A 17,744-nucleotide genomic window follows, 5' to 3' on the forward strand; every position below is an offset into this window, starting at 1 on the left:
AGACGCGTGCCGCTGCTGTTATCGGACCGACCGCAGCGGCGTGGAGAAGCGTGGCAGGGTCCGCGCGAGGACTTCGGCGACGTAGCCGAGGAACAGGGTGCCCAGCGAGCTCTTGTAGTGCTGCGGATCGGGGCTGCCGATCGCCAGCACGCCGTGCAGGCCCTGGAAGGTCAGCGGCACCACGGCGGCGGAGCCGACCTGCTCGCGTTCATCTTCGCAGAAAAGGAATGCCAGCTCGTGGGGGCGCAGCACGCCGCAGACGGTTTTGCCGCCCGACAGCAGGCCACCGATGGCCTGGTGCGCCTCGGCGCTGCTCACCGAGCGGCCCACCGGCAGGTTGTTGTCGCTGAACAGGATCAGGCTGACGAAGGGCACGAGGAATTCGTGGCGCAGGCTGTCTTCGACGGTGCTGACGATTTCCTCGAGACTGGTGGCGTCGAGCAGGTCGAGCACTAGGCGGCGGGTCTTGTCGAACAGCCGGTCGTTGTCGCGGGCCACGTCCATCAGTTGCGACAGCCGATGGCGCATCTCGATGTTGCGCTCGCGCAGCAGGCGCACCTGGCGCTCCACCAGCGACACGGCATCGCCCGGCTGGTGCGGAATGCGCATCTCCGGGATCAGCTCGTCATGGTCGACGAAGAACTCCGGGTGCCGACGGAGATAGTCGGCAACCTGGTCGGCTTCGAGGGTAACGGTGGGTTCCTGCGGAGTATCGGTCATAAGCGTCCCGGTTTATTGCCTGCGCCGGTTCATGCGGCGTTGGAAACAGGCCTTATAGACGTACCTGGCCTTCGAACACCCGCACCGCGGGCCCGGTCATCATAACGGGCTGACCCGGTCCTGCCCACTCGATGGACAACCGTCCGCCGGGAAGCTCGATCTGTACCGGCGATTGCAGCCAGCCCTGGCGGATGCCGGCGACCGCGGCGGCGCAGGCGCCGGTGCCGCAGGCCAGCGTCTCGCCGACGCCGCGCTCCCAGACGCGCAGGCGCGCCTGGTTCGGGTTCACCACCTGCAGGAAGCCGATGTTGGCCTTCTGCGGGAAGCTCTCGTGGATTTCCAGTTTCGGCCCCAGGGTACGTACCGGTGCGCTGTCCACGTCATCCACGCGCAATACGCCGTGGGGGTTGCCCATGGAGATCGCGGCGAGGTCGAAACGCTGGCCGTCCACCTCGACGGGGTAGCTCAGCGCCTCGGCGTCGGCCTGGAACGGCACCTGCTCGGGCGCCAGGCGCGGTGCGCCCATGTTGACCGTGACCTGGCCATCGTTGGTCAGGGTCAGCTCGATCATCCCGCCCTTGGTTTCCACGCGGATGGTCTTCTTCACCGTCAGGCGCTTGTCGACCACGAAGCGGGCGAAGCAGCGCGCACCGTTGCCGCACTGTTCGACCTCGGTGCCGTCGCAGTTGAAGATGCGGTAGCGGAAGTCCGCTTCCGGCGTGCTCGGCGGCTCGACGATCAGCAACTGATCGAAACCGACCCCGAAATTGCGGTCGCCCCACTGTTTCACATGGCGCGGTTGCACATGGGCGTGCTGGCTGACCAGGTCCAGGACCATGAAGTCATTACCCAGCCCATGCATCTTGGTAAAGCGCAGAAGCATCGTCGTCTCGGCCTCAGTCCGGCAGCAGGCTTTCGCCGGCGAACAGCTCTTGTAGTGTCTCGCGGCGACGCACTTCGTGCGCGGCCGAGCCATCCACCAGCACCTCGGCGGCGCGGCCCCGGGTGTTGTAGTTGGAACTCATCACGAAACCATAGGCGCCGGCCGATCGAACGGCCAGCAGGTCACCTTCTTCCAGGGCGAGGCTGCGCTCCCTGGCGAGGAAATCGCCGGTTTCGCAGATCGGTCCGACCAGGTCGTAGGTGCGTGCTTCGCCATCACGGGCGACGACCGGGGTGACGTCCATCCAGGCCTGGTACAGCGCCGGGCGGATCAGGTCGTTCATCGCCGCATCGACGATGGCGAAGTCTTTGTCAGGGGTGTGTTTCAGGTATTCGACGCGGGTCAGCAGCACGCCGGCATTGGCGGCGATATTGCGCCCCGGCTCGAACACCAGCGCCAGCGGGCGGTTGCCCAGGCGCTCGCGCAGGGCGCGGATGTATTCGCCCGGCGCAGGCGGCGTCTCGTCGCGGTAGCGCACGCCCAGTCCGCCGCCCAGATCCAGGTGGCGGATGGCGATGCCGCGCGCGGCAAGGCGATCGACCAGTACCAGCAGGCGGTCGAGGGCGTCGAGGAAGGGGTCCAGGCTGGTCAGCTGCGAGCCGATGTGGCAATCGACGCCGATCACGTCCAGGTTCGGCAGTTGCGCGGCGCGGGCGTAGACCGCCTCGGCGGCGTCGATGGCGATGCCGAACTTGTTTTCCTTCAGGCCCGTGGCGATGTACGGGTGGGTCTGGGCGTCGACGTCCGGGTTGACCCGCAGGGACACCGGCGCCTTCACGCCCAGCTCGGCGGCGACCGCCTGCAGGCGGTCCAGCTCGACCTCGGATTCGACGTTGAAGCAGTGCACGCCCACTTCCAGCGCGTGGCGCATGTCCTCGCGGGTCTTGCCGACGCCGGAGAACACCACTTTCGAAGGATCGCCACCGGCGGCCAGCACGCGCTCCAGTTCGCCGCGGGAGACGATATCGAAACCTGCGCCCAGGCGCGCCAGCACGTTCAGCACGGCGAGGTTGGAGTTGGCCTTGACCGCGAAACACACCAGATGCGGCACACCCGCCAGGGCGTCAGCGTAGGCGCGGTACTGTTGCGTCAGGTGCGCGCGGGAGTAGACGTAGGTCGGCGTGCCGAAGCGCTCGGCGATCGCCGACAACGGTACGTCCTCCGCGAACAGTTGCCCGTCGCGGACCGGGAAGGCGTCCATGGGAGCTGCCCTCAGAGACCGTAGCGGTCCTTGCTGTGTTCGCTCTTGGCCTTCTCGTCGTCCGGCAGGTACAGCGGGCCTTTCTGGCCACAGCCGGCCAGCGCGGCGGTCAGCACGGCCAGCGCGACGAAGGGAAGCAGCAGTCGCTTCATGGCGGAATCCTTGTAATAAAGCGTCAATTGGACCGGAGTATACCGGCCCCCCGCCGGCTTGCCTATTCAAGCGGGCTCCCGCCCGGCGGGGCTTGCGGCTCGCGCCGGGCGAACAACTGGCCCTATGATTGCGGGCAAAAAACGGACGTGCCGATGGACTATTGCGATCCCCTGCCCAGTTCGGTGTCGGTGGCCTACCTGCAGGGCCTGGTGGAGCATCTGCAGCGCCAGGGTGTCGATCCGGCGCGGCTGCTGGCGACGGTGCACCTGGCCCCCTCGATCCTCATCCAGCGCGACCAGCGCATCGCCGCCAGTGCCTATCTGGAACTGGTGGGCGCCGGCGTGCGGCTGAGCGGCGACGACAACCTCGGCCTGCACCTGGGCGAAGCGGTGCGCCCCGGTTACTACGGCGTGCTGGGCTACCTGATCATGAGCTGCGCGACCCTCGCCGATGCCCTGCACCGCCAGGCGCGCTACGCGGCGCTGGTAGGCAACCTGGGCCGTGTCGACCTGGCCGACGAGCCGCCGCGTGCGGGCTGCGAGCCGCTGGTGAGGCACCGTTGGGAGCCCTTGCTGCCGCAACAGCAGCGACAGATGAGCGAAGAGACGCTGGCCGGCTGGGTCAGCTTCGGCCATTGGGTCAGCGGCGTGGACGAGGCGCCGTTCGAGGTTCGCTTCCGCCACAGTGCTCCGGCGGACACCCGCGAGCACGAACGCATCTTCCGTTGCCCGGTGCTGTTCGATCAGCCGGACAACGCGCTGGTTTTCCCCAGGCGCCTGCTGAGTCTGCCGCTGGCCCAGGCCGACGCCCAGGTACGGCGCACCCTGGATGCCTACGCCGAGCGGCTGCTGGCGGAGATCAACAAGGGCGACAACGTGCTCGACCGCGCCCGCCTCGAACTGGCGCGCCAGTTGCCGGAACAGGGCGCGGACCTCGAACGCCTGTCGCAGATGCTCGCCCTGAGCCCGCGTACCCTGCAGCGCCGCCTGCGTGACACCGGCCTGTCGTTCAGCCAACTGGTGGACGAAACCCGCCAGCAGTTGGTGCTGCATTATCTGCGCGACCCGGCGCTGGACAGCGCCGACATCGCCTATCTGCTCGGTTTCAGCGAGGCCGGCTCGCTCGCCCGTGCATTCCGGCGCTGGACGGGGCAGAGTCTGGGCCAATACCGGCGTAAACTGACGCCTTTGACCGATCCCGAGGACGATGCATGAGCACTTTGAGCGAAGCCCGCTTCCACGACCTGGTGGATGCCGTACAGGTAACGGTGGAGGACGCCTTCGATGACAGCGACCTGGATGTTGACCTGGAGAACTCCAGCGGCGTGCTGACGGTGCGCTTCGAGAATGGCACCCAGCTGATCCTCAGTCGCCAGCCGGCCCTTCGCCAGCTGTGGGTGGCGGCGCGCTCCGGTGGCTTCCACTTCGACTATGACGAATCCGGTTCGCTGTGGATCAGCGACAGTACCCGCGAGCCGCTGGGCGCGCTGCTCAACCGCGCGACGCTGGAACAGGCGGGCGAGGATGTCGACTTCCCCGGCATCTGAGCCGCAGGCGAGCGTCGCCTCGCCCTGCTGCCGGCAATGCTGCCTGGACGAGGCGGACATCTGCCTCGGCTGCGGCCGCACCCTGAGCGAGATCCTGGAGTGGGGCAAGGCGGACGGCGAGCGACGCCGGGCGATCCTGGCGGACTGCGAAAAGCGCCGAAACAACCGCTCGCCGAAGTGGTGACGGGTTGGTGTTGCTTATTTTCTGTGCTGTGTTAGTGTCCGGAAAAACCCCGCCTTAGGGCGGGGTTTTTCATTTTTCGAAAACCCGATCGCTTCAACACGAGCTTTCACACGAGATTGACCCAGGGCCCCGAACGCGCGAGCGTCCGGGGCTCTCCTGTAAGGAGACTGCCAACCATCATGACCACGACACCCATCACCGTTACCCGACTCGACCTGCAACGTCTGGAGCGCCTGCTCGACAGCCTGGATGAGTACGGTCCCGCTGCCGAGGCACTGGAGGCCGAACTGGCCCGTGCCACGGTCGTTGGCCACAACGAGGTACCGCCGGGCGTGGTCACGATGAACTCCACCGTACGTTGCCGCGAGGAAGGCAGCGGCAAGGAATACCACCTGACGCTGGTCTACCCGGCCGATGCCGGCGGTGAAGGCAAAGTCTCGATCCTGGCGCCGGTGGGCACCGCGCTGCTGGGGCTGACCACCGGGCAGAGCATCGACTGGCCGGCGCCCAGCGGCAAGACGCTGAAGCTGACCCTGCTGGAAGTGGAGTACCAGCCCGAGGCAGCCGGCGACTACGATCGCTGATCCGCCGCCCCGCAAGACCCCTCCACCGGGTGCCCGGCGTGGCCGTTCAGGCCTCGGCCAGCGCCCGGTTCAGAGCCTGCTCCAGGCTCTGCTTGTAACGCAGGAAATGCACCGTCTGCAGCTCGCCGCCCTCCTGCATCGCCGACAGGTCGAGGTCGGTGATGTAGCAGGGATAGCGCTCCTGGCCGCTACGCTGGCCGAGGATGTGCTTGGCCACCGCCTGGAACAGCCCGTCGCCGTACTCAAGTTCCGAGAACTCGCGGTGGTTGCAGTACAGCGTGGTGCGCGCGCGTTGCCCGTCGCCCGGTTCGATGATCGCCTGCACGTTGTAGTACGGCAGCGGAACCAGCGCCTGTGCCGGGGTGCGCCGTTCGATCCGCTGCGCCTGCTGGTGACCGTTGGGCAGGACCTCATAGAAGAGAATCTCCGCGCCCACCGTGCGCTGGCCATCGGGCAGCGGCAGCAGCGCGTTGCGCCGGTACTGCACCGATTGCAGGAAGCGTTGCAGCGGCAGCAGCAGGCTTTCCTCGCTGTCGTAGGACTGGCGGCGGCGCCAGAGTGCGTTGCGTTCGTCGAGGACGCTGATCTCGGCATTGCCCTCGTCCAGGCGATAGAACACCTGCACGCAATTGGCCCGGCCCAGCGGCAGGATCAGTCCCAGGTCCTCGCCTTCCAGTGCATGCCGGTCCAGTTGCAGGAAACCGTTGTCCTGCTGGGTGTCGCCCAGGTGTTCGATCAGCGCCGGCAAACCTTCCACCACCCGGTGGCTGACCTCGCCCGGAGTCAGTTGCAGCAGGTGGAAGTGCTGCTGCACCTGCAGCAGGAAGCGCCCACCGCGTCCGCTGGCGAGCTGCCCGTGGGCGTCGCGGATCAGGTCCTCCACGCGCTGGGCGATGGCCACCGCGCGGTTGCGGCAGAAGCAGCGCACCAGCAGGCGTGGCGGTGGGGCATCGGTGGGCAGGCCGTTGAGGAAATCGCGCAGGCAGTCGAGCAGCGCGTGGGGCCCGGCGAAGCGGCTGACCACCAGTTCGTTCCAGCTGTTCAGGGTGATCTGATCGAGGGTCAGCACCAGGTTGTCGCGCACGCCGGAATAGCCGAGCGAGTCGGTGCGCTCAGTGGTCATGTGCACGTTCATCTGGCTGTGCTGGCGCAACGGGTCGAGGCCGACATTCACCAGGATCAGCGTCTGCGCCGGCACGCTGCTGCGCAGCAGGGCGCTTTCCGGCACCTCGGCGAGCGGCAGCGGGAAGGCCTGCTGCAGGCTGCCCAGCAGGTTCTGCAGTTCGAATTCGTTGAGATCGCTGGCGCCCGGTTGCAGGGACAGGCGCGTGCTGGCGTCGATCACGCCGTTGCGGTGACTCCAGGCCAGCAGCTCCATCAGGTCGCGGGCGCGGCGCAGAGGGGCGAAGTCGGGCATTTCCTGCCGTGCCAGGCTGCCGCTGAACAGCGCCCAGGAGGGCGGCTTGCCGGCTTCGGCGGGCAACTGGGCGAGGGTGAGGATGTCTTCGGCGACGTCGGGGGCGATGCCCGGGTTGATGAACTCGACCTTGCCGGCCTTGCGCTCGAAGGCGGCGTACAGGCGGCGGCCAAGCACGCTCAGGTCGCGTGGGTTGATTCCGCTGGCGGCCTGTTGCAGGCGGGCGAACTGGGAGAGGAAGCGGTAGCTGTGGGTCAGTTCGTTGACCAGCGAGCGCCGCTCCAGCAGCACCTGGCGGACTTTCCACTGGCTGCGGCTGTCGAGCAGGCCGTAGGTGCGGCTGTCCCAGTTCCATTCGGCGGACAGGCGCTCCATCAGCTTGCGCTGCCAGCTCTTGTGGCCCAGGCGGGGCGGGCGGCTGAGCTTCTTGCCGACCTTCAGGTAGAGGCAGCGGCGAACCAGCTCCAGGCGCTCCCGCTCGCCACGCGCGGTGAGGTATTCCTCCAGGCGGCGGTAGAGCATCACGTAGGGGTCGAGCTCTTCCTCGTCCAGCCGGCCGGCGTAGATCGCCTGCTTGTAACGCAGGCTCAGGCAGGCGCCGTTCGGGTGCTCGCTGGCGTAGACCTCGGTGAGCAGCAGCTTGAGCACCGACTTGTAGGGCGACTCGATGCCCTTGAACAGCTGCCACATGCCCGCGCCGATGAACTCGCCCGGCGGGATGCGCGCCAGATGGCCGAGGTCGATCACTTCCTCGGCGCGGACGAAGCGTTTGTTCAGCAGCGTTTCGCAATATTCGGCGTAGCGGCCTTCTTCATAGACCGGTACCAGCCACCAGAGCGGCGTGCGCCCGCCGAGCCAGATGGCGGTGCGGTAGAACTCGTCGAGCAGCAGGTAGTGCTGGCTGGTGCCGCAGTCGTCGGAGGTCAGGCGGGCATCGCGCGCGCCCTGGGTGAAGCGCTGCGCCTCGATGAAGAAGCAATGCACCTCCGCACCCTGGGTCGCGGCCCACTGTTCCAGCAGGCTGCACTTGCGCTGCAGCTCGGCGAGCTCCTGCGGGGAAAGGTCGGAGGCGTGGCAGACCCACAGGTCGAGGTCGCTCTGTTCGGCCTGGGCGACGGTGCCCAGGCTGCCCATCAGGAACAGGCCGTGGATCGGCAACGGCGGGTCGCCGCGGCGCGGCTTGTAGGTGAAGGAGCGGGTCAGGCGCTGGGCTTCGGCGAGCAGTTCGTCGTCCGGGACGAAGTTGGCGAGGCCCGCCGGGGTGGCCGCCGACACATAGCCGGGCAGCAGCGGATGGTTCACGTCCAGCAGCAGCGGCAGCAGCTTCAGCACCAGTTGCTGGCGCGTGGACAGCGCCTCGCTGGCGCGCCGCAGACGGCCGGCATTGACCTTCAGGAAGCGCTGGCGCAACTGTGCCAGTACCTTGCGGTCGATGCCGTCGTCGATGTCCGGGCGAATCTCGGGGGTGAGCGTCATGGCTTGCTGCGGCCTGGCCAGCGGCGCCGCATCAGGGGTGCGGCGCTCGGAAATTTGCCAGGTTATCGCCCGCTCGTGGCGAATCTTGAGATCAGCTGCGCAGGATGCCCAGCAGGACCTGGGCATGCTCGGCGGCGTCCAGCCCCAGGCTGGTCAGGTAGCCGCCATCGGGCTTGTCGATCAGCCCCTTGGCATGCAGGCGTTCGGCGGCCGCGACGGTGTCCCGCGAGGCGTCATGGTGGACTTTCAATCCCGCCTGGCTGTTCTCCAGATCGAAGAGCGCCAGCAAGTCCAGTTCCGCAACCATATCTTTGGTGAAAGCCATATGCGCAACTCCCAATGATCAGTGAGCCCCCAGTGTAGTCTCAAGTCCGACCTGTTCGGCAAGCACCGTTACTCGTCTTCGCCGGGCAGGGTCGGCAAGGCGCGCAGGGCTTGCTCGTACCACTCGCCGTTGAAGGCGCGGTCTTCGGCCAGCATGGCTTCGATTTCGTGGGCGAGCACCAGGGCCATCAGGTGAAGCGCATCCTCGCGCTCGTAGCCGACCAGGGTGAGCTTGTTGAACACCGCGCGGGCGGCCGGCGGGCTCTCGCTCTCGATCTGGTTCTCGATGGCCTGGATCAGGGTGTCTTCGGCGAAGGACTCGTCGCCATCGTCTTGGTCGGTCATCACATTGCGCTCCGGTGGGCTTGTGAAGCAGCCCGAAGTTGGCCAACCTGCGGGTCAACTTCAGGCTGTAAATGGATTGTCGGGCGACATGATCACCTATTACACCCTCGTCGGCGACCGCCTGGTGCGCCACAACGGCAGCGAGTGCCATGGCATGCCCAAGGACACCCTGTGGATCGACCTGTTCCAGCCCACCCTCGAGGAGGAGCAGCTGCTGGAGTCGATCATCGCGGTGGACGTGCCGACCCGCGAGGAAATGGCCGAGATCGAGGACTCCTCGCGCTTCTACGAGAGCAACGGTGCGCTGTACATGACCACCACCGTGGTCGGCGGCATCCGCGAGCACAAGCCGAGCACCTCGGAAGTCACCTGCGTGCTGACCCCGCACTGGCTGGTGACGGTGCGCTACACTGACCTGCTGGCCTTCCGCACCTTCGAGGCACGTACCCAGCGTGGCGGCTGCGAGGGCAAGAGCGACCAGTTGTTCGTGACCCTGATGGACAGCGTGGTCGACCGCATCGCCGACGTGCTGGAGACGGTGCAGCAGCAACTGGATTCGTTGTCCAACGGCATCTTCCAGGAAGGTCAGGCCAAGGGCGACAAGACCGACCTGCAGGGCATCGTCAAGCAACTGGGGCGCGGCAACTCGCTGCTGTCCAAGCTCAACGAGAGTCTGCTGAGCATCAGCCGGCCGCTGGCCTACTTCCGCCAGGGCAGCAACGGCTGGATCAGCGAGGAAGTGAAGCTGGGCATGAAGTCGGTGGAGCGCGACGTGCGTTCGCTGAGCGAGTACCAGTCGAAGATGGCCGGGGAAATCACCTTCCTGCTCGATGCCACGCTCGGTCTGATCAACATCGAGCAGAACAGCATCATCAAGGTGTTTTCCATCGCCGCCGTGCTGTTCCTACCGCCGACCCTGGTGGGCACTGTATATGGCATGAACTTCCAGCACATGCCGGAGCTGGCCTGGACGGCAGGCTACCCGATGGCGCTGGTGGCGATGGTGGTTTCGGCAATCATTCCCTACTACTGGTTCAAGTTCAAAGGCTGGCTCTAAGGTGCTGGAACCGGCGCGGGGCGCCGGTTCCAGCCGGGTCTACTGCTGGCTCAACTGCATCAACTGGCCGGACACCGCCCGGGCGTTGCGATCGACGATGATCGGCGCCCAGGGCCGGCCCGAGGCGCTGACCACGGTGTTGTTCTTGCTGTTCATGTCCGCCAGCGCCTTGCTCAGGTACTCCCAGCGGGTGTGCAGCTTCTTGGTCGCATCGTTGTCCGGCAGTTGCGCGATGCGCTGCGAGAGCAGCGGCACCAGTACGCTCTCGTCCTGGCCCAGATAGGACTGGGGCTGCTCGCGCGCCAGTTCCAGCCCGCTCAGGTAGGAGCGGCCCAGGTATTGGGTGGCGAGGAATTCGACCCGCACCGGCAGCTGCCACAGCGGAATCTGGCTGGGATCGGCGCTGGCCGGGACGAAGCGTTCGATCTGGGTCAGCAGTTCGCGCAGGGCGCGGCTGAGGTCCTGGTTGTAGCGCCAGGGCAGGTCCTCTTCCTTGGGTCCGTAGGAAACGCCATTGCGTATTTGCGTAACGAAGTCGGCGTGGGCCTTTTTCAGCGCCCCGTCGGACTTGGGGTAGGCCTTGATCGCCTGGTCCAGCGTGGCCAGGTCCTTCTCCAACTGGGCGGCGTGGTCTTCCTGGAAGCCTTCGCCGCGCAGCAACAGCAGGCTGTTGATCGAGCGGCAGGTGTAGACCTGCATCGTCTGCAGCTGCAGTTCATCACTGGGCAGGTTGGCGTGGGCACTGAGGGCGAGGAGTCCGAAACAGCACAGCAGAATACCGCGAAGCACATCGAGCTTTCGGAGCATGGCGGGCGTTTCCTTGTTGTTATTGTGTGCCGCGCGAGGCGCCGGGGCATTTTCTCGGCGCCGGGGTTGCAGCCACTCCAAGGCTAGCGCCGAACGGAGCCGCTGCAACCATCCAAAAGGAGGATTCGTCAGGTCGAGTGCTCAGGCATGCGCGGCGTGGCGCAGGCGCTCGCGGTCGAGAATCTCGATGCCGCCATAGCTCAGGCGGAGGATGCCCTGGGCCTCCAGGTCCTTGAGGATCTGGTTGGTGGTCTGCCGCGACAGCGACAGCATGGCCGCCAACTGCTCCTGCGGCAGGTGCAGCTCGCGCTTGCAGGTGGCCGACTCGCCATAGCCCTCGGCGATCATCAGCAGGCGCCGGGCCAGGCGCGGCGCGGCGGGCAGCAGCGACAGCTCTTCCAGTACGGCGAAGGTGATGCGCAGCTTGTGGCTCATCAGCAGGGCGAAGTCGCGCCAGTATTCCGGGTGCTGCGCCAGCAGTGCCTGCAACGGGGCCAGCGGGACCTGCAGGAGCACGGTGGCGCCCTCGGCGTAGGCGTCATGGGTGCGCGGCTGGCCGTCGAACAGGCAGATCTCGCCGAACCAGTTGGGCGCCTCGACCAGCGCCAGCAGCGCTTCCTTGCCGCTCTCGCCGACCACGCTGACGCGCATCGCGCCTTCCACCACGCAATACACGCCGCAGGGTGCGTCGCCACGGGCGAACAGACGCTGCCCGGCCGGCAGTCGGCGCACCACGGCGGCATCGCACAGCGCGTGGCGCAGGTTCTCGGGCAGGGCCTGGAACCAGCGGCCTTCATCGAGGCGGGGCAGGTAGGAGCGGTTGGCGGTCATGGGCTTTGTCGGCTAATTGACAGAGTGGAGCTGCGCGCAAACGCCATCATGCCAGCACCTTGCGGGAGAACAACAATGAAAACGCTCGTCGATCACCTTGCCCAATATGCCGCCTATCACCGGGACCGGCGGAATATCGTCAGTCACTTCATCGGTATCCCGATGATCGTGCTGGCCATCGCCACCCTGCTGTCGCGCCCCGGCTTCGAGCTGGCCGGCCTGCTGGTCTCGCCGGCCGCGCTGCTGGCGCTGGCTTCGGTGGTCTTCTACCTGCGCCTGGACCTGCGCTTCGGCCTGCTGATGACGGCGCTGCTGGCGCTGTCGCTGTGGATCGGCGCGGCGCTCGCCGCCGGCACCACCGCCTACTGGCTCAGCTGGGGCATCGGCCTGTTCGTAGTGGGCTGGGTCATCCAGTTCGTCGGCCACTGGTACGAAGGGCGCAAGCCGGCGTTTGTCGACGACCTCACCGGGCTGATCGTCGGCCCGCTGTTCGTCGCCGCCGAGGCGGCCTTCCTGCTTGGTCTGCGCGACGAAGTGCGCCACGCCGTGGAAGAGCGCGCCGGCCCCACCTGCATCCGCGAGAAAAAGGCGACCGCCTGATTCGGTTCAGTCCGTGCCGCTGAGCTGGCGCAGGATCCGCGCGCTGTCGGGGTCGGCCGGGAAGAAGGTTTCCAGGGCCAGTTCCGACAGCGTCACGTCCACCGGCGTGCCGAACACCGTGATAGTGCCGATCAGGCTGCACACGCCCAGCTCCGTCTGCAGCTGCACCGGGATCAGCACCATGTCGCCATTGGCCGCCTCGTCGTAGGGCGGCGCCGGGTAGGCCGCCACCTCGTCACGCAGCGCTGCCAGCGCGGGATCGCCGCTGGCTTCGAAGTCGCGTTGCAGGCGCTCCACCACATGCGCCTTCCACGGCCCCAGATTGAGGATGCGCGGCGCCAGCCCCTTGGGGTGCAGGCTCATGCGCAGCACGTTGATCGGCGGCTGCAGCAACTCCGGATCGACGCCGATCAGGAAGATATCCACCGTGCGGTTGGACGCCAGCAGGTTCCAATGGCGGTCCACCACCATCGCCGGGTTCGGCTCGTGGGCTTTGAGCAACTGGTCGATGGCCTGTTTCGCCACGGTCAGTGCCGGGTCGTCCAGACCCTTCTCCGAGTACACCGGGGCGTAGCCGGCGGCGCTGAGCAGGCGGTTGCGTTCGCGCAGGGGGATGTCCAGCTGTTCGGCCAGATGCAGGAGCATCTCGCGGCTGGGCAAGGCTCGCCCGGTTTCGACGAAGCTCAGGTGGCGCGTGGAAATCTCCGCGTCGCAGGCGAGGTCGAGCTGGCTGAGCCGGCGGCGCTGGCGCCATTGGCGGAGCAGGGCGCCGACTGGTTGGGCTGGGTTGTTCTGGGCTGGACTGTTCATGGGATCGAACGATAGACCTGCGCAGGCGGTACGGCCATTACCTGGCAGGTAATCGACGCACCTACGTCTGCGGCGGATTCTTCAGCCACACGCCGCCAACCGGTGGCGATCCCTGAAGGAGCTTCGCCATGACTCTGCTGCAACCCTCCCCGCTGCTTCGTCTCACCCTGAAAGTCGATGCCATCGCCGGCGGCGCCATGGGCCTGCTGATGGCCCTGGCCGCGCAACCGCTGGGCGAGCTTTTCGGTCTGCCGTTCGTCCTGCTGATGGTGGCCGGCATCGTGCTCCTGCCGCTGGGGCTGGTGCTCTACTGGATGAGCAACCAGCCGCTGCTGTCGCGCACCGGCGTCTGGGCGGTGATCGCCTTGAACGCGCTGTGGGTGGTGGAAAGCGCGGCCCTGCTGGTGACCGGTTACGTGCAGCCGACCACCCTGGGCTACGCCTTCGTCATTGGGCAGGCGCTGGTGGTCCTGCTGCTGGCCGAGCTCGAGTTCTTCGGCCTGCGGCGGTCGGCGGTTCTTGCCCTGTAACTGCAACACCCGTAGGGCGCATAACGCGCCAGCGTTATCCGCCGGATAGTGGCCGGCGGATAACCTGTTCCAGGTTATGCGCCCTACGGTGCTCTGATGTTCGCGAGCAAGCTCGCTCCTACAGGGTGGGCTCTTCGTAGGAGCGAGCTTGCTCGCGAACCGCTTTATGCCAACGCCTCGCGGACGAAGTCGAGGCGATCCTGGCCGAAGAACATCTCGTCGCCGACGAACATCGTCGGCGCGCCGAACATGCCGCGCTTGATCGCCGCCTCGGTGTTGGCTTTCAGCGCGTCCTTCACCTCCTGTTCGGCGGTCAGCGCCAGCAGCGCCTGTGGATCGAAGCCCGCCTCGGCGAGCAACGGGCCGAGCACAGCCGGATCGCCCAGGTTCAATGCGTCCACCCACATGCCCTTGAACACGCAGGCCAGCAGCGCCTCGAAGCGTTCCGGCTGGCGCATCTGAATGCCGGCGGCGGCGCGCATCAGGGTGAGGGTGTTGATCGGGAAGTGCGGGTTCATCTTCAGCGGCACGCCGTAGCGGCGGGCAAAACGCAGCATGTCGATCAGGGTGTAGCGCCCCTTGGCCGGGATGGCGATGGGCGAGGCATTGCCGGTGGCCTGGAACACGCCGCCCAGCAGCACGGGGCGGTAGACCAGTTCGGCGCCCGTTTCGGCGCAGATTTTCGGCAACTGGGTGTAGGCCAGGTAGGTAGTCGGGCTGCCGAAATCGAAGTAGAACTCGACGCTCTTGCTCATGAGTGGCTCTCTTTCTTGTTGTCGTTATGGGGCGATCACCAGCGCTCGATCCACGGGCGCAGATCCAGCTCGAAAGTCCAGGCATCGCGTGGCTGAGAGTGCAGATACCAGTAGCTGTCGGCGATGTGCTCGGGATCGAGGATGCCGTCCTGGTCCTTCAGCGCGTAGCGTTCGGGGAAGGTCTCGCGGATGAATTCGGTGTCGATGGCACCGTCCACCACTACGTGGGCGACGTGCAGGCCCATCGGCCCCAGCTCGCGAGCCATGCTCTGGGCCAGCGCGCGGATGCCGTGCTTGGCCCCGGCAAAGGCGGCAAAGCCGGAAGCACCGCGCAGGCCTGCGGTGGCGCCAGTGAAGAGGATCGTTCCGCGCTGGCGCTTGACCATGCGCTTGGCCACTTCGCGGCCGGTGAGGAAACCGGAGAAGCAGGCCATTTCCCAGATCTTGAAGTATTTGCGCGCAGTCTCTTCGAGGATGCTGCACGGCACGTTGGCGCCGATGTTGAAGACGAAGGCTTCGATGGGGCCGATGTCGCGCTCGATGGTTTCCACCAGCTCGATCACCGCCTCTTCCTTGCGCGCGTCGGAGGCGAAGCCGTGGGCCTCGCCACCTTCGGCGCGGATGGCGTCCACCAGCGGCTGCAGCTTGTCGGCCGAGCGGCGGGTGACACAGGCGACATAGCCCTCGCGGGCGAAACGACGGGCGATGGCGCCCCCAGTAGCGTCACCCGCGCCGATGACCAGTACGACTTTCTTGTTCTGCGGCATCCTCGTTTTCCTCTTTGGTAAACGGTCGTTAGGTAAACGAACGTTATGTTACTCTCCAGCTCATCGTCAACCGCTTCGCCGGAGTCGCCCCGATGCGCTACTCAGCCACCCATAAGGAAGAAACCCGCCAGCGCCTGCTCGACAGCAGCGGCGCGCTCGCCAAGCAGGGCGGCTTCGCCACTACTGGCGTGGATGGGCTGATGAAGGCGGTGGGCTTGTCCGGCGGGGCGTTCTACAACCACTTCGGTTCGAAGGACGAACTGTTTGCGGCCATCGTCGAGCGTGAGTTGCAGCAGAGCGTCGAACGGCTGGCGGCCAAGGGCAAGGTGCTGGACCGGGCGCGACTGGAACGTGGGCTGAAGCGTTATCTGAGCGTCACCCACGTACAGGACGCCAGCGCCGGTTGCGCGATTCCCGCGCTCGGGGCGGAGATCGCCCGCGCCGACAAAACCGTGCGGCAGAGCGCCGAGGACGCGCTGGTGGACTTGCAGCAGGCGTGGGCCGAGGTGCTGGGGTCGCCGGAAGATGCCTGGGCGCTGCTGGCGCAGTGCGTGGGGGCGCTGATGCTGGCGCGGATGGTTGCCGGCGAGAAGACGCAGAAGGCGATCATCGAGTCGAGCCGGGATTTCCTGCTGCGGCATCTGGACGAAGGCACGGACCTGTAGGAGCGGGCCATGCCCGCGATCGCGGACAAAGTCCGCTCCTGCGGGGGCAGGACGGATTCATCCGTGTCGCAGGGAAAGCCGCAGCGTTGCCTGTAGGAGCGCCCCATGGGCGCAATTCGCGGGCATGGCCCGCTCCTACAGGGATACGCTGGGTTAGATATTCGCCACCGGCTGGAATGCCTTCGGCTTGAAGTACAGCGTCTCGCCGCGGGCGAGGCCGGTCAGGCTGTCGTGGTCCTTCACCACTTCGGCCTCGATCAGTTCGTCCTGGCCTTCCACCTTCAGCGTCACCCGGGTGATCGCGCCCAGCGGGCGGATGTCGCGGACTTCGGCGGCGCGATGCTCGGCCACTTCGGAGCGCGACAGCGAGACCTCGTGCGGACGGAACAGCACGTGCTCGTCACCGCCGATATGCAGTCGGTTGGAGTCGCCGAGGAAGTGGTAGACGAAGTCGCTGGCCGGGTTCTCGTAGACCTCGCCCGGCGAGCCGATCTGCTCGATCACGCCCTTGTTCATCACCACGATGCGGTCGGCGACTTCCATCGCCTCTTCCTGGTCGTGGGTGACGAACACGGAGGTCAGGTTGATCTCCTCGTGCAGGCGCGCCAGCCAGCGGCGCAGCTCCTTGCGCACCTTGGCGTCGAGGGCGCCGAAGGGTTCGTCCAGCAGCAGGATCTTCGGTTCCACCGCCAGTGCGCGGGCCAGGGCGATACGCTGGCGCTGGCCGCCGGAGAGCTGCTCCGGGTAGCGGTCGGACAGCCAGTCCAACTGCACCATGTTGAGCAGCTCGTGGACCTTCTCGGCGATGCGCGACTCGCTCGGGCGTTCGCTCTTGGGCTTCATGCGCAGGCCGAAGGCGACGTTGTCGAACACCGTCATGTGGCGGAACAGCGCGTAGTGCTGGAACACGAAACCGACGTTGCGATCGCGCACGTCGTGCTGCGAGACGTCCTCGCCGTGGAACACGATGTTGCCGGCGTCCGGGGTCTCCAGGCCGGCGATGATGCGCAGCAGGGTGGTCTTGCCGCAGCCGGACGGGCCGAGCAGGGCGACCAGTTCGCCGCTGTGGATGTCGAGGTTGATATCGTTCAGCGCCTTGAAGGCGTTGAAGTTCTTGCTGACGTTACGGATCTCGATGCTCATGGCGTGGCTCTCACTCTTCGTCAGCTTTTACTTTGGCGCGGGTCAGGCGCGATTCGCTCCACTGCTTGAGCAGCAGGATGACCAGGGCCATCAGCAGCAGCAGGGTGGCGACGCTGAAAGCGGCGACGTGGTTGTATTCGTTGTAGAGGATTTCGACGTGCAGCGGCAGGGTGTTGGTGACGCCGCGGATGTGTCCGGAGACCACCGACACCGCGCCGAACTCGCCCATGGCCCGCGCGGTGCACAGCACCACGCCGTAGATCAGGCCCCATTTGATGTTCGGCAGGGTCACATGCCAGAACATCTGCCAGCCGTTGGCGCCGAGCAGGCGCGCGGCCTCTTCCTCCTGGGTGCCCTGTTCCTGCATCAGCGGGATCAGTTCGCGGGCGACGAAGGGGAAGGTGACGAAGATGGTGGCCAGGACGATGCCGGGCACGGCGAAGACGATCTGGATGTCGTGGTCCGACAGCCACTGCCCGAAGTAGCCCTGGGCGCCGAACAGCAGAACGTAGATCAGGCCGGCGATCACCGGCGAGACCGAGAACGGCAGGTCGATCAGGGTCACCAGGATGCTCTTGCCGGGGAACTCGAACTTGGTCACGCACCAGGCGGCGGCGACACCGAACACCAGGTTCAGCGGCACCGAGATGCCCACGGCGATCAGCGTCAGCTTCAGCGCGGCCAGCGCATCGGGTTCCAGGATGGCTTCGAAGAAGGTGCCGAAGCCCTGCTTCAGCGCCTCGCTCAGCACCACGAACAGCGGCAGCAGCAGGAACAGGGCAAAGGCCAGCCAGGCCAGCGCGATCAGGGCGCGGCGGCCCCAGACATTACCCCGGCGAGCCGCGTTGGCAGCGGCCGCGGCGGAAAGGCTTGCGGTACTCATGGC

Annotated in this window: 22 protein-coding genes; 8 read left to right on the forward strand and 14 right to left on the reverse strand. The window is 66.4% G+C overall.

Annotation, left to right across the window (positions count from 1 at the left end):
- Nucleotides 1-18 precede the first annotated feature (18 nt).
- The 4 genes from ACQ5BL_RS12405 to lptM are packed head-to-tail and all read right to left on the reverse strand — an operon-like array spanning nt 19 to nt 3,016.
- Complete coding sequence (locus ACQ5BL_RS12405) at nt 19-720, reverse strand: DUF484 family protein (protein ID WP_207886730.1); 702 nt, start codon at nt 718-720, stop codon at nt 19-21.
- 52 nt (nt 721-772) lie between these two features.
- Nucleotides 773-1,603 carry a diaminopimelate epimerase gene (gene dapF, locus ACQ5BL_RS12410; protein WP_243803934.1) on the reverse strand — a complete coding sequence of 277 codons (831 nt, stop codon included), beginning with the start codon at nt 1,601-1,603 and terminating at the stop codon, nt 773-775.
- 13 nt (nt 1,604-1,616) lie between these two features.
- A complete protein-coding gene (gene lysA, locus ACQ5BL_RS12415; protein WP_243803936.1) occupies nt 1,617-2,864 on the reverse strand; it encodes a diaminopimelate decarboxylase in 1,248 nt (415 codons plus the stop codon).
- Between the two features lie 11 nt (nt 2,865-2,875).
- On the reverse strand, nt 2,876-3,016 hold the full coding sequence (gene lptM / locus ACQ5BL_RS12420) for an LPS translocon maturation chaperone LptM (RefSeq protein ID WP_015479508.1): 141 nt from the start codon (nt 3,014-3,016) through the stop codon (nt 2,876-2,878).
- A gap of 153 nt (nt 3,017-3,169) precedes the next feature.
- Between lptM and ACQ5BL_RS12425 the strand changes: the two genes are divergently transcribed.
- The 4 genes from ACQ5BL_RS12425 (at nt 3,170) to rnk (ending at nt 5,331) form a co-directional block, all read left to right on the forward strand.
- Nucleotides 3,170-4,231, forward strand: a complete 1,062-nt coding sequence (locus ACQ5BL_RS12425) for an AraC family transcriptional regulator (protein WP_243803938.1) — start codon at nt 3,170-3,172, stop codon at nt 4,229-4,231.
- Nucleotides 4,228-4,563, forward strand: coding sequence for an iron donor protein CyaY (cyaY, locus tag ACQ5BL_RS12430; RefSeq protein ID WP_015479506.1), 336 nt, complete (start codon nt 4,228-4,230; stop codon nt 4,561-4,563). Before ACQ5BL_RS12425 ends, cyaY begins: the two co-directional genes overlap by 4 nt.
- Nucleotides 4,541-4,747, forward strand: a complete 207-nt coding sequence (locus tag ACQ5BL_RS12435) for a DUF1289 domain-containing protein (RefSeq protein WP_207886726.1) — start codon at nt 4,541-4,543, stop codon at nt 4,745-4,747. The genes cyaY and ACQ5BL_RS12435 overlap by 23 nt, the downstream gene beginning before the upstream one ends.
- A gap of 179 nt (nt 4,748-4,926) precedes the next feature.
- Nucleotides 4,927-5,331, forward strand: coding sequence for a nucleoside diphosphate kinase regulator (rnk, locus tag ACQ5BL_RS12440; RefSeq protein WP_207886725.1), 405 nt, complete (start codon nt 4,927-4,929; stop codon nt 5,329-5,331).
- A 46-nt stretch (nt 5,332-5,377) separates the two neighbouring features.
- On the opposite strand, the gene ACQ5BL_RS12445 is transcribed toward rnk, so the two are convergent.
- The 3 genes from ACQ5BL_RS12445 to ACQ5BL_RS12455 form a co-directional block, all read right to left on the reverse strand.
- On the reverse strand, nt 5,378-8,224 hold the full coding sequence (locus ACQ5BL_RS12445) for a class I adenylate cyclase (RefSeq protein WP_243803940.1): 2,847 nt from the start codon (nt 8,222-8,224) through the stop codon (nt 5,378-5,380).
- Between the two features lie 91 nt (nt 8,225-8,315).
- Nucleotides 8,316-8,549, reverse strand: coding sequence for a TIGR02647 family protein (locus ACQ5BL_RS12450; protein ID WP_207886723.1), 234 nt, complete (start codon nt 8,547-8,549; stop codon nt 8,316-8,318).
- A 68-nt stretch (nt 8,550-8,617) separates the two neighbouring features.
- Entirely contained in the window at nt 8,618-8,893 is a 276-nt protein-coding gene (locus tag ACQ5BL_RS12455) for a hypothetical protein (RefSeq protein WP_207886722.1), read from the reverse strand.
- Nucleotides 8,894-8,981: 88 nt separating this feature from the next.
- On the opposite strand from ACQ5BL_RS12455, the gene ACQ5BL_RS12460 reads away from it, so the two are divergent.
- On the forward strand, nt 8,982-9,950 hold the full coding sequence (locus ACQ5BL_RS12460; RefSeq protein ID WP_207886721.1) for a magnesium transporter CorA family protein: 969 nt from the start codon (nt 8,982-8,984) through the stop codon (nt 9,948-9,950).
- A 39-nt stretch (nt 9,951-9,989) separates the two neighbouring features.
- Here ACQ5BL_RS12460 and ACQ5BL_RS12465 read toward each other — a convergent pair whose 3' ends face one another.
- Together ACQ5BL_RS12465 and ACQ5BL_RS12470 are read right to left on the reverse strand one after the other, a co-directional pair.
- Nucleotides 9,990-10,757 carry a hypothetical protein gene (locus ACQ5BL_RS12465; protein WP_243803942.1) on the reverse strand — a complete coding sequence of 256 codons (768 nt, stop codon included), beginning with the start codon at nt 10,755-10,757 and terminating at the stop codon, nt 9,990-9,992.
- Nucleotides 10,758-10,898: 141 nt separating this feature from the next.
- Nucleotides 10,899-11,588: a Crp/Fnr family transcriptional regulator gene (locus ACQ5BL_RS12470; RefSeq protein ID WP_243803944.1), complete on the reverse strand. Its 690-nt coding sequence runs from the start codon at nt 11,586-11,588 to the stop codon at nt 10,899-10,901.
- A 75-nt stretch (nt 11,589-11,663) separates the two neighbouring features.
- Between ACQ5BL_RS12470 and ACQ5BL_RS12475 the strand changes: the two genes are divergently transcribed.
- On the forward strand, nt 11,664-12,188 hold the full coding sequence (locus tag ACQ5BL_RS12475) for a DUF962 domain-containing protein (protein ID WP_243803945.1): 525 nt from the start codon (nt 11,664-11,666) through the stop codon (nt 12,186-12,188).
- Between the two features lie 6 nt (nt 12,189-12,194).
- Here ACQ5BL_RS12475 and ACQ5BL_RS12480 read toward each other — a convergent pair whose 3' ends face one another.
- Nucleotides 12,195-12,998 carry a helix-turn-helix domain-containing protein gene (locus tag ACQ5BL_RS12480; RefSeq protein ID WP_243803947.1) on the reverse strand — a complete coding sequence of 268 codons (804 nt, stop codon included), beginning with the start codon at nt 12,996-12,998 and terminating at the stop codon, nt 12,195-12,197.
- A gap of 128 nt (nt 12,999-13,126) precedes the next feature.
- Here ACQ5BL_RS12480 and ACQ5BL_RS12485 point away from each other — a divergent pair, with 128 nt between their 5' ends.
- Nucleotides 13,127-13,528, forward strand: coding sequence for a hypothetical protein (locus tag ACQ5BL_RS12485; protein ID WP_243803948.1), 402 nt, complete (start codon nt 13,127-13,129; stop codon nt 13,526-13,528).
- Nucleotides 13,529-13,692: 164 nt separating this feature from the next.
- On the opposite strand, the gene ACQ5BL_RS12490 is transcribed toward ACQ5BL_RS12485, so the two are convergent.
- Both ACQ5BL_RS12490 and ACQ5BL_RS12495 read right to left on the reverse strand, forming a co-directional pair.
- Nucleotides 13,693-14,283: a 2-hydroxychromene-2-carboxylate isomerase gene (locus ACQ5BL_RS12490; RefSeq protein WP_243803950.1), complete on the reverse strand. Its 591-nt coding sequence runs from the start codon at nt 14,281-14,283 to the stop codon at nt 13,693-13,695.
- Between the two features lie 35 nt (nt 14,284-14,318).
- Nucleotides 14,319-15,050, reverse strand: coding sequence for an SDR family oxidoreductase (locus ACQ5BL_RS12495; RefSeq protein WP_430293144.1), 732 nt, complete (start codon nt 15,048-15,050; stop codon nt 14,319-14,321).
- Between the two features lie 92 nt (nt 15,051-15,142).
- Between ACQ5BL_RS12495 and ACQ5BL_RS12500 the strand changes: the two genes are divergently transcribed.
- Complete coding sequence (locus ACQ5BL_RS12500) at nt 15,143-15,715, forward strand: TetR/AcrR family transcriptional regulator (protein ID WP_430293145.1); 573 nt, start codon at nt 15,143-15,145, stop codon at nt 15,713-15,715.
- A gap of 153 nt (nt 15,716-15,868) precedes the next feature.
- On the opposite strand, the gene ACQ5BL_RS12505 is transcribed toward ACQ5BL_RS12500, so the two are convergent.
- Together ACQ5BL_RS12505 and cysW are read right to left on the reverse strand one after the other, a co-directional pair.
- Nucleotides 15,869-16,858 (reverse strand): sulfate/molybdate ABC transporter ATP-binding protein, encoded by a 990-nt coding sequence (locus tag ACQ5BL_RS12505; RefSeq protein WP_243803956.1) that lies wholly within the window; start codon nt 16,856-16,858, stop codon nt 15,869-15,871.
- A gap of 10 nt (nt 16,859-16,868) precedes the next feature.
- On the reverse strand, nt 16,869-17,741 hold the full coding sequence (gene cysW, locus ACQ5BL_RS12510; protein ID WP_243803958.1) for a sulfate ABC transporter permease subunit CysW: 873 nt from the start codon (nt 17,739-17,741) through the stop codon (nt 16,869-16,871).
- Nucleotides 17,742-17,744 lie beyond the last annotated feature (3 nt).

The organism is Pseudomonas sp. B1-22 (genome assembly GCF_050474425.1).
Taxonomy (GTDB): Bacteria; Pseudomonadota; Gammaproteobacteria; order Pseudomonadales; family Pseudomonadaceae; genus Pseudomonas.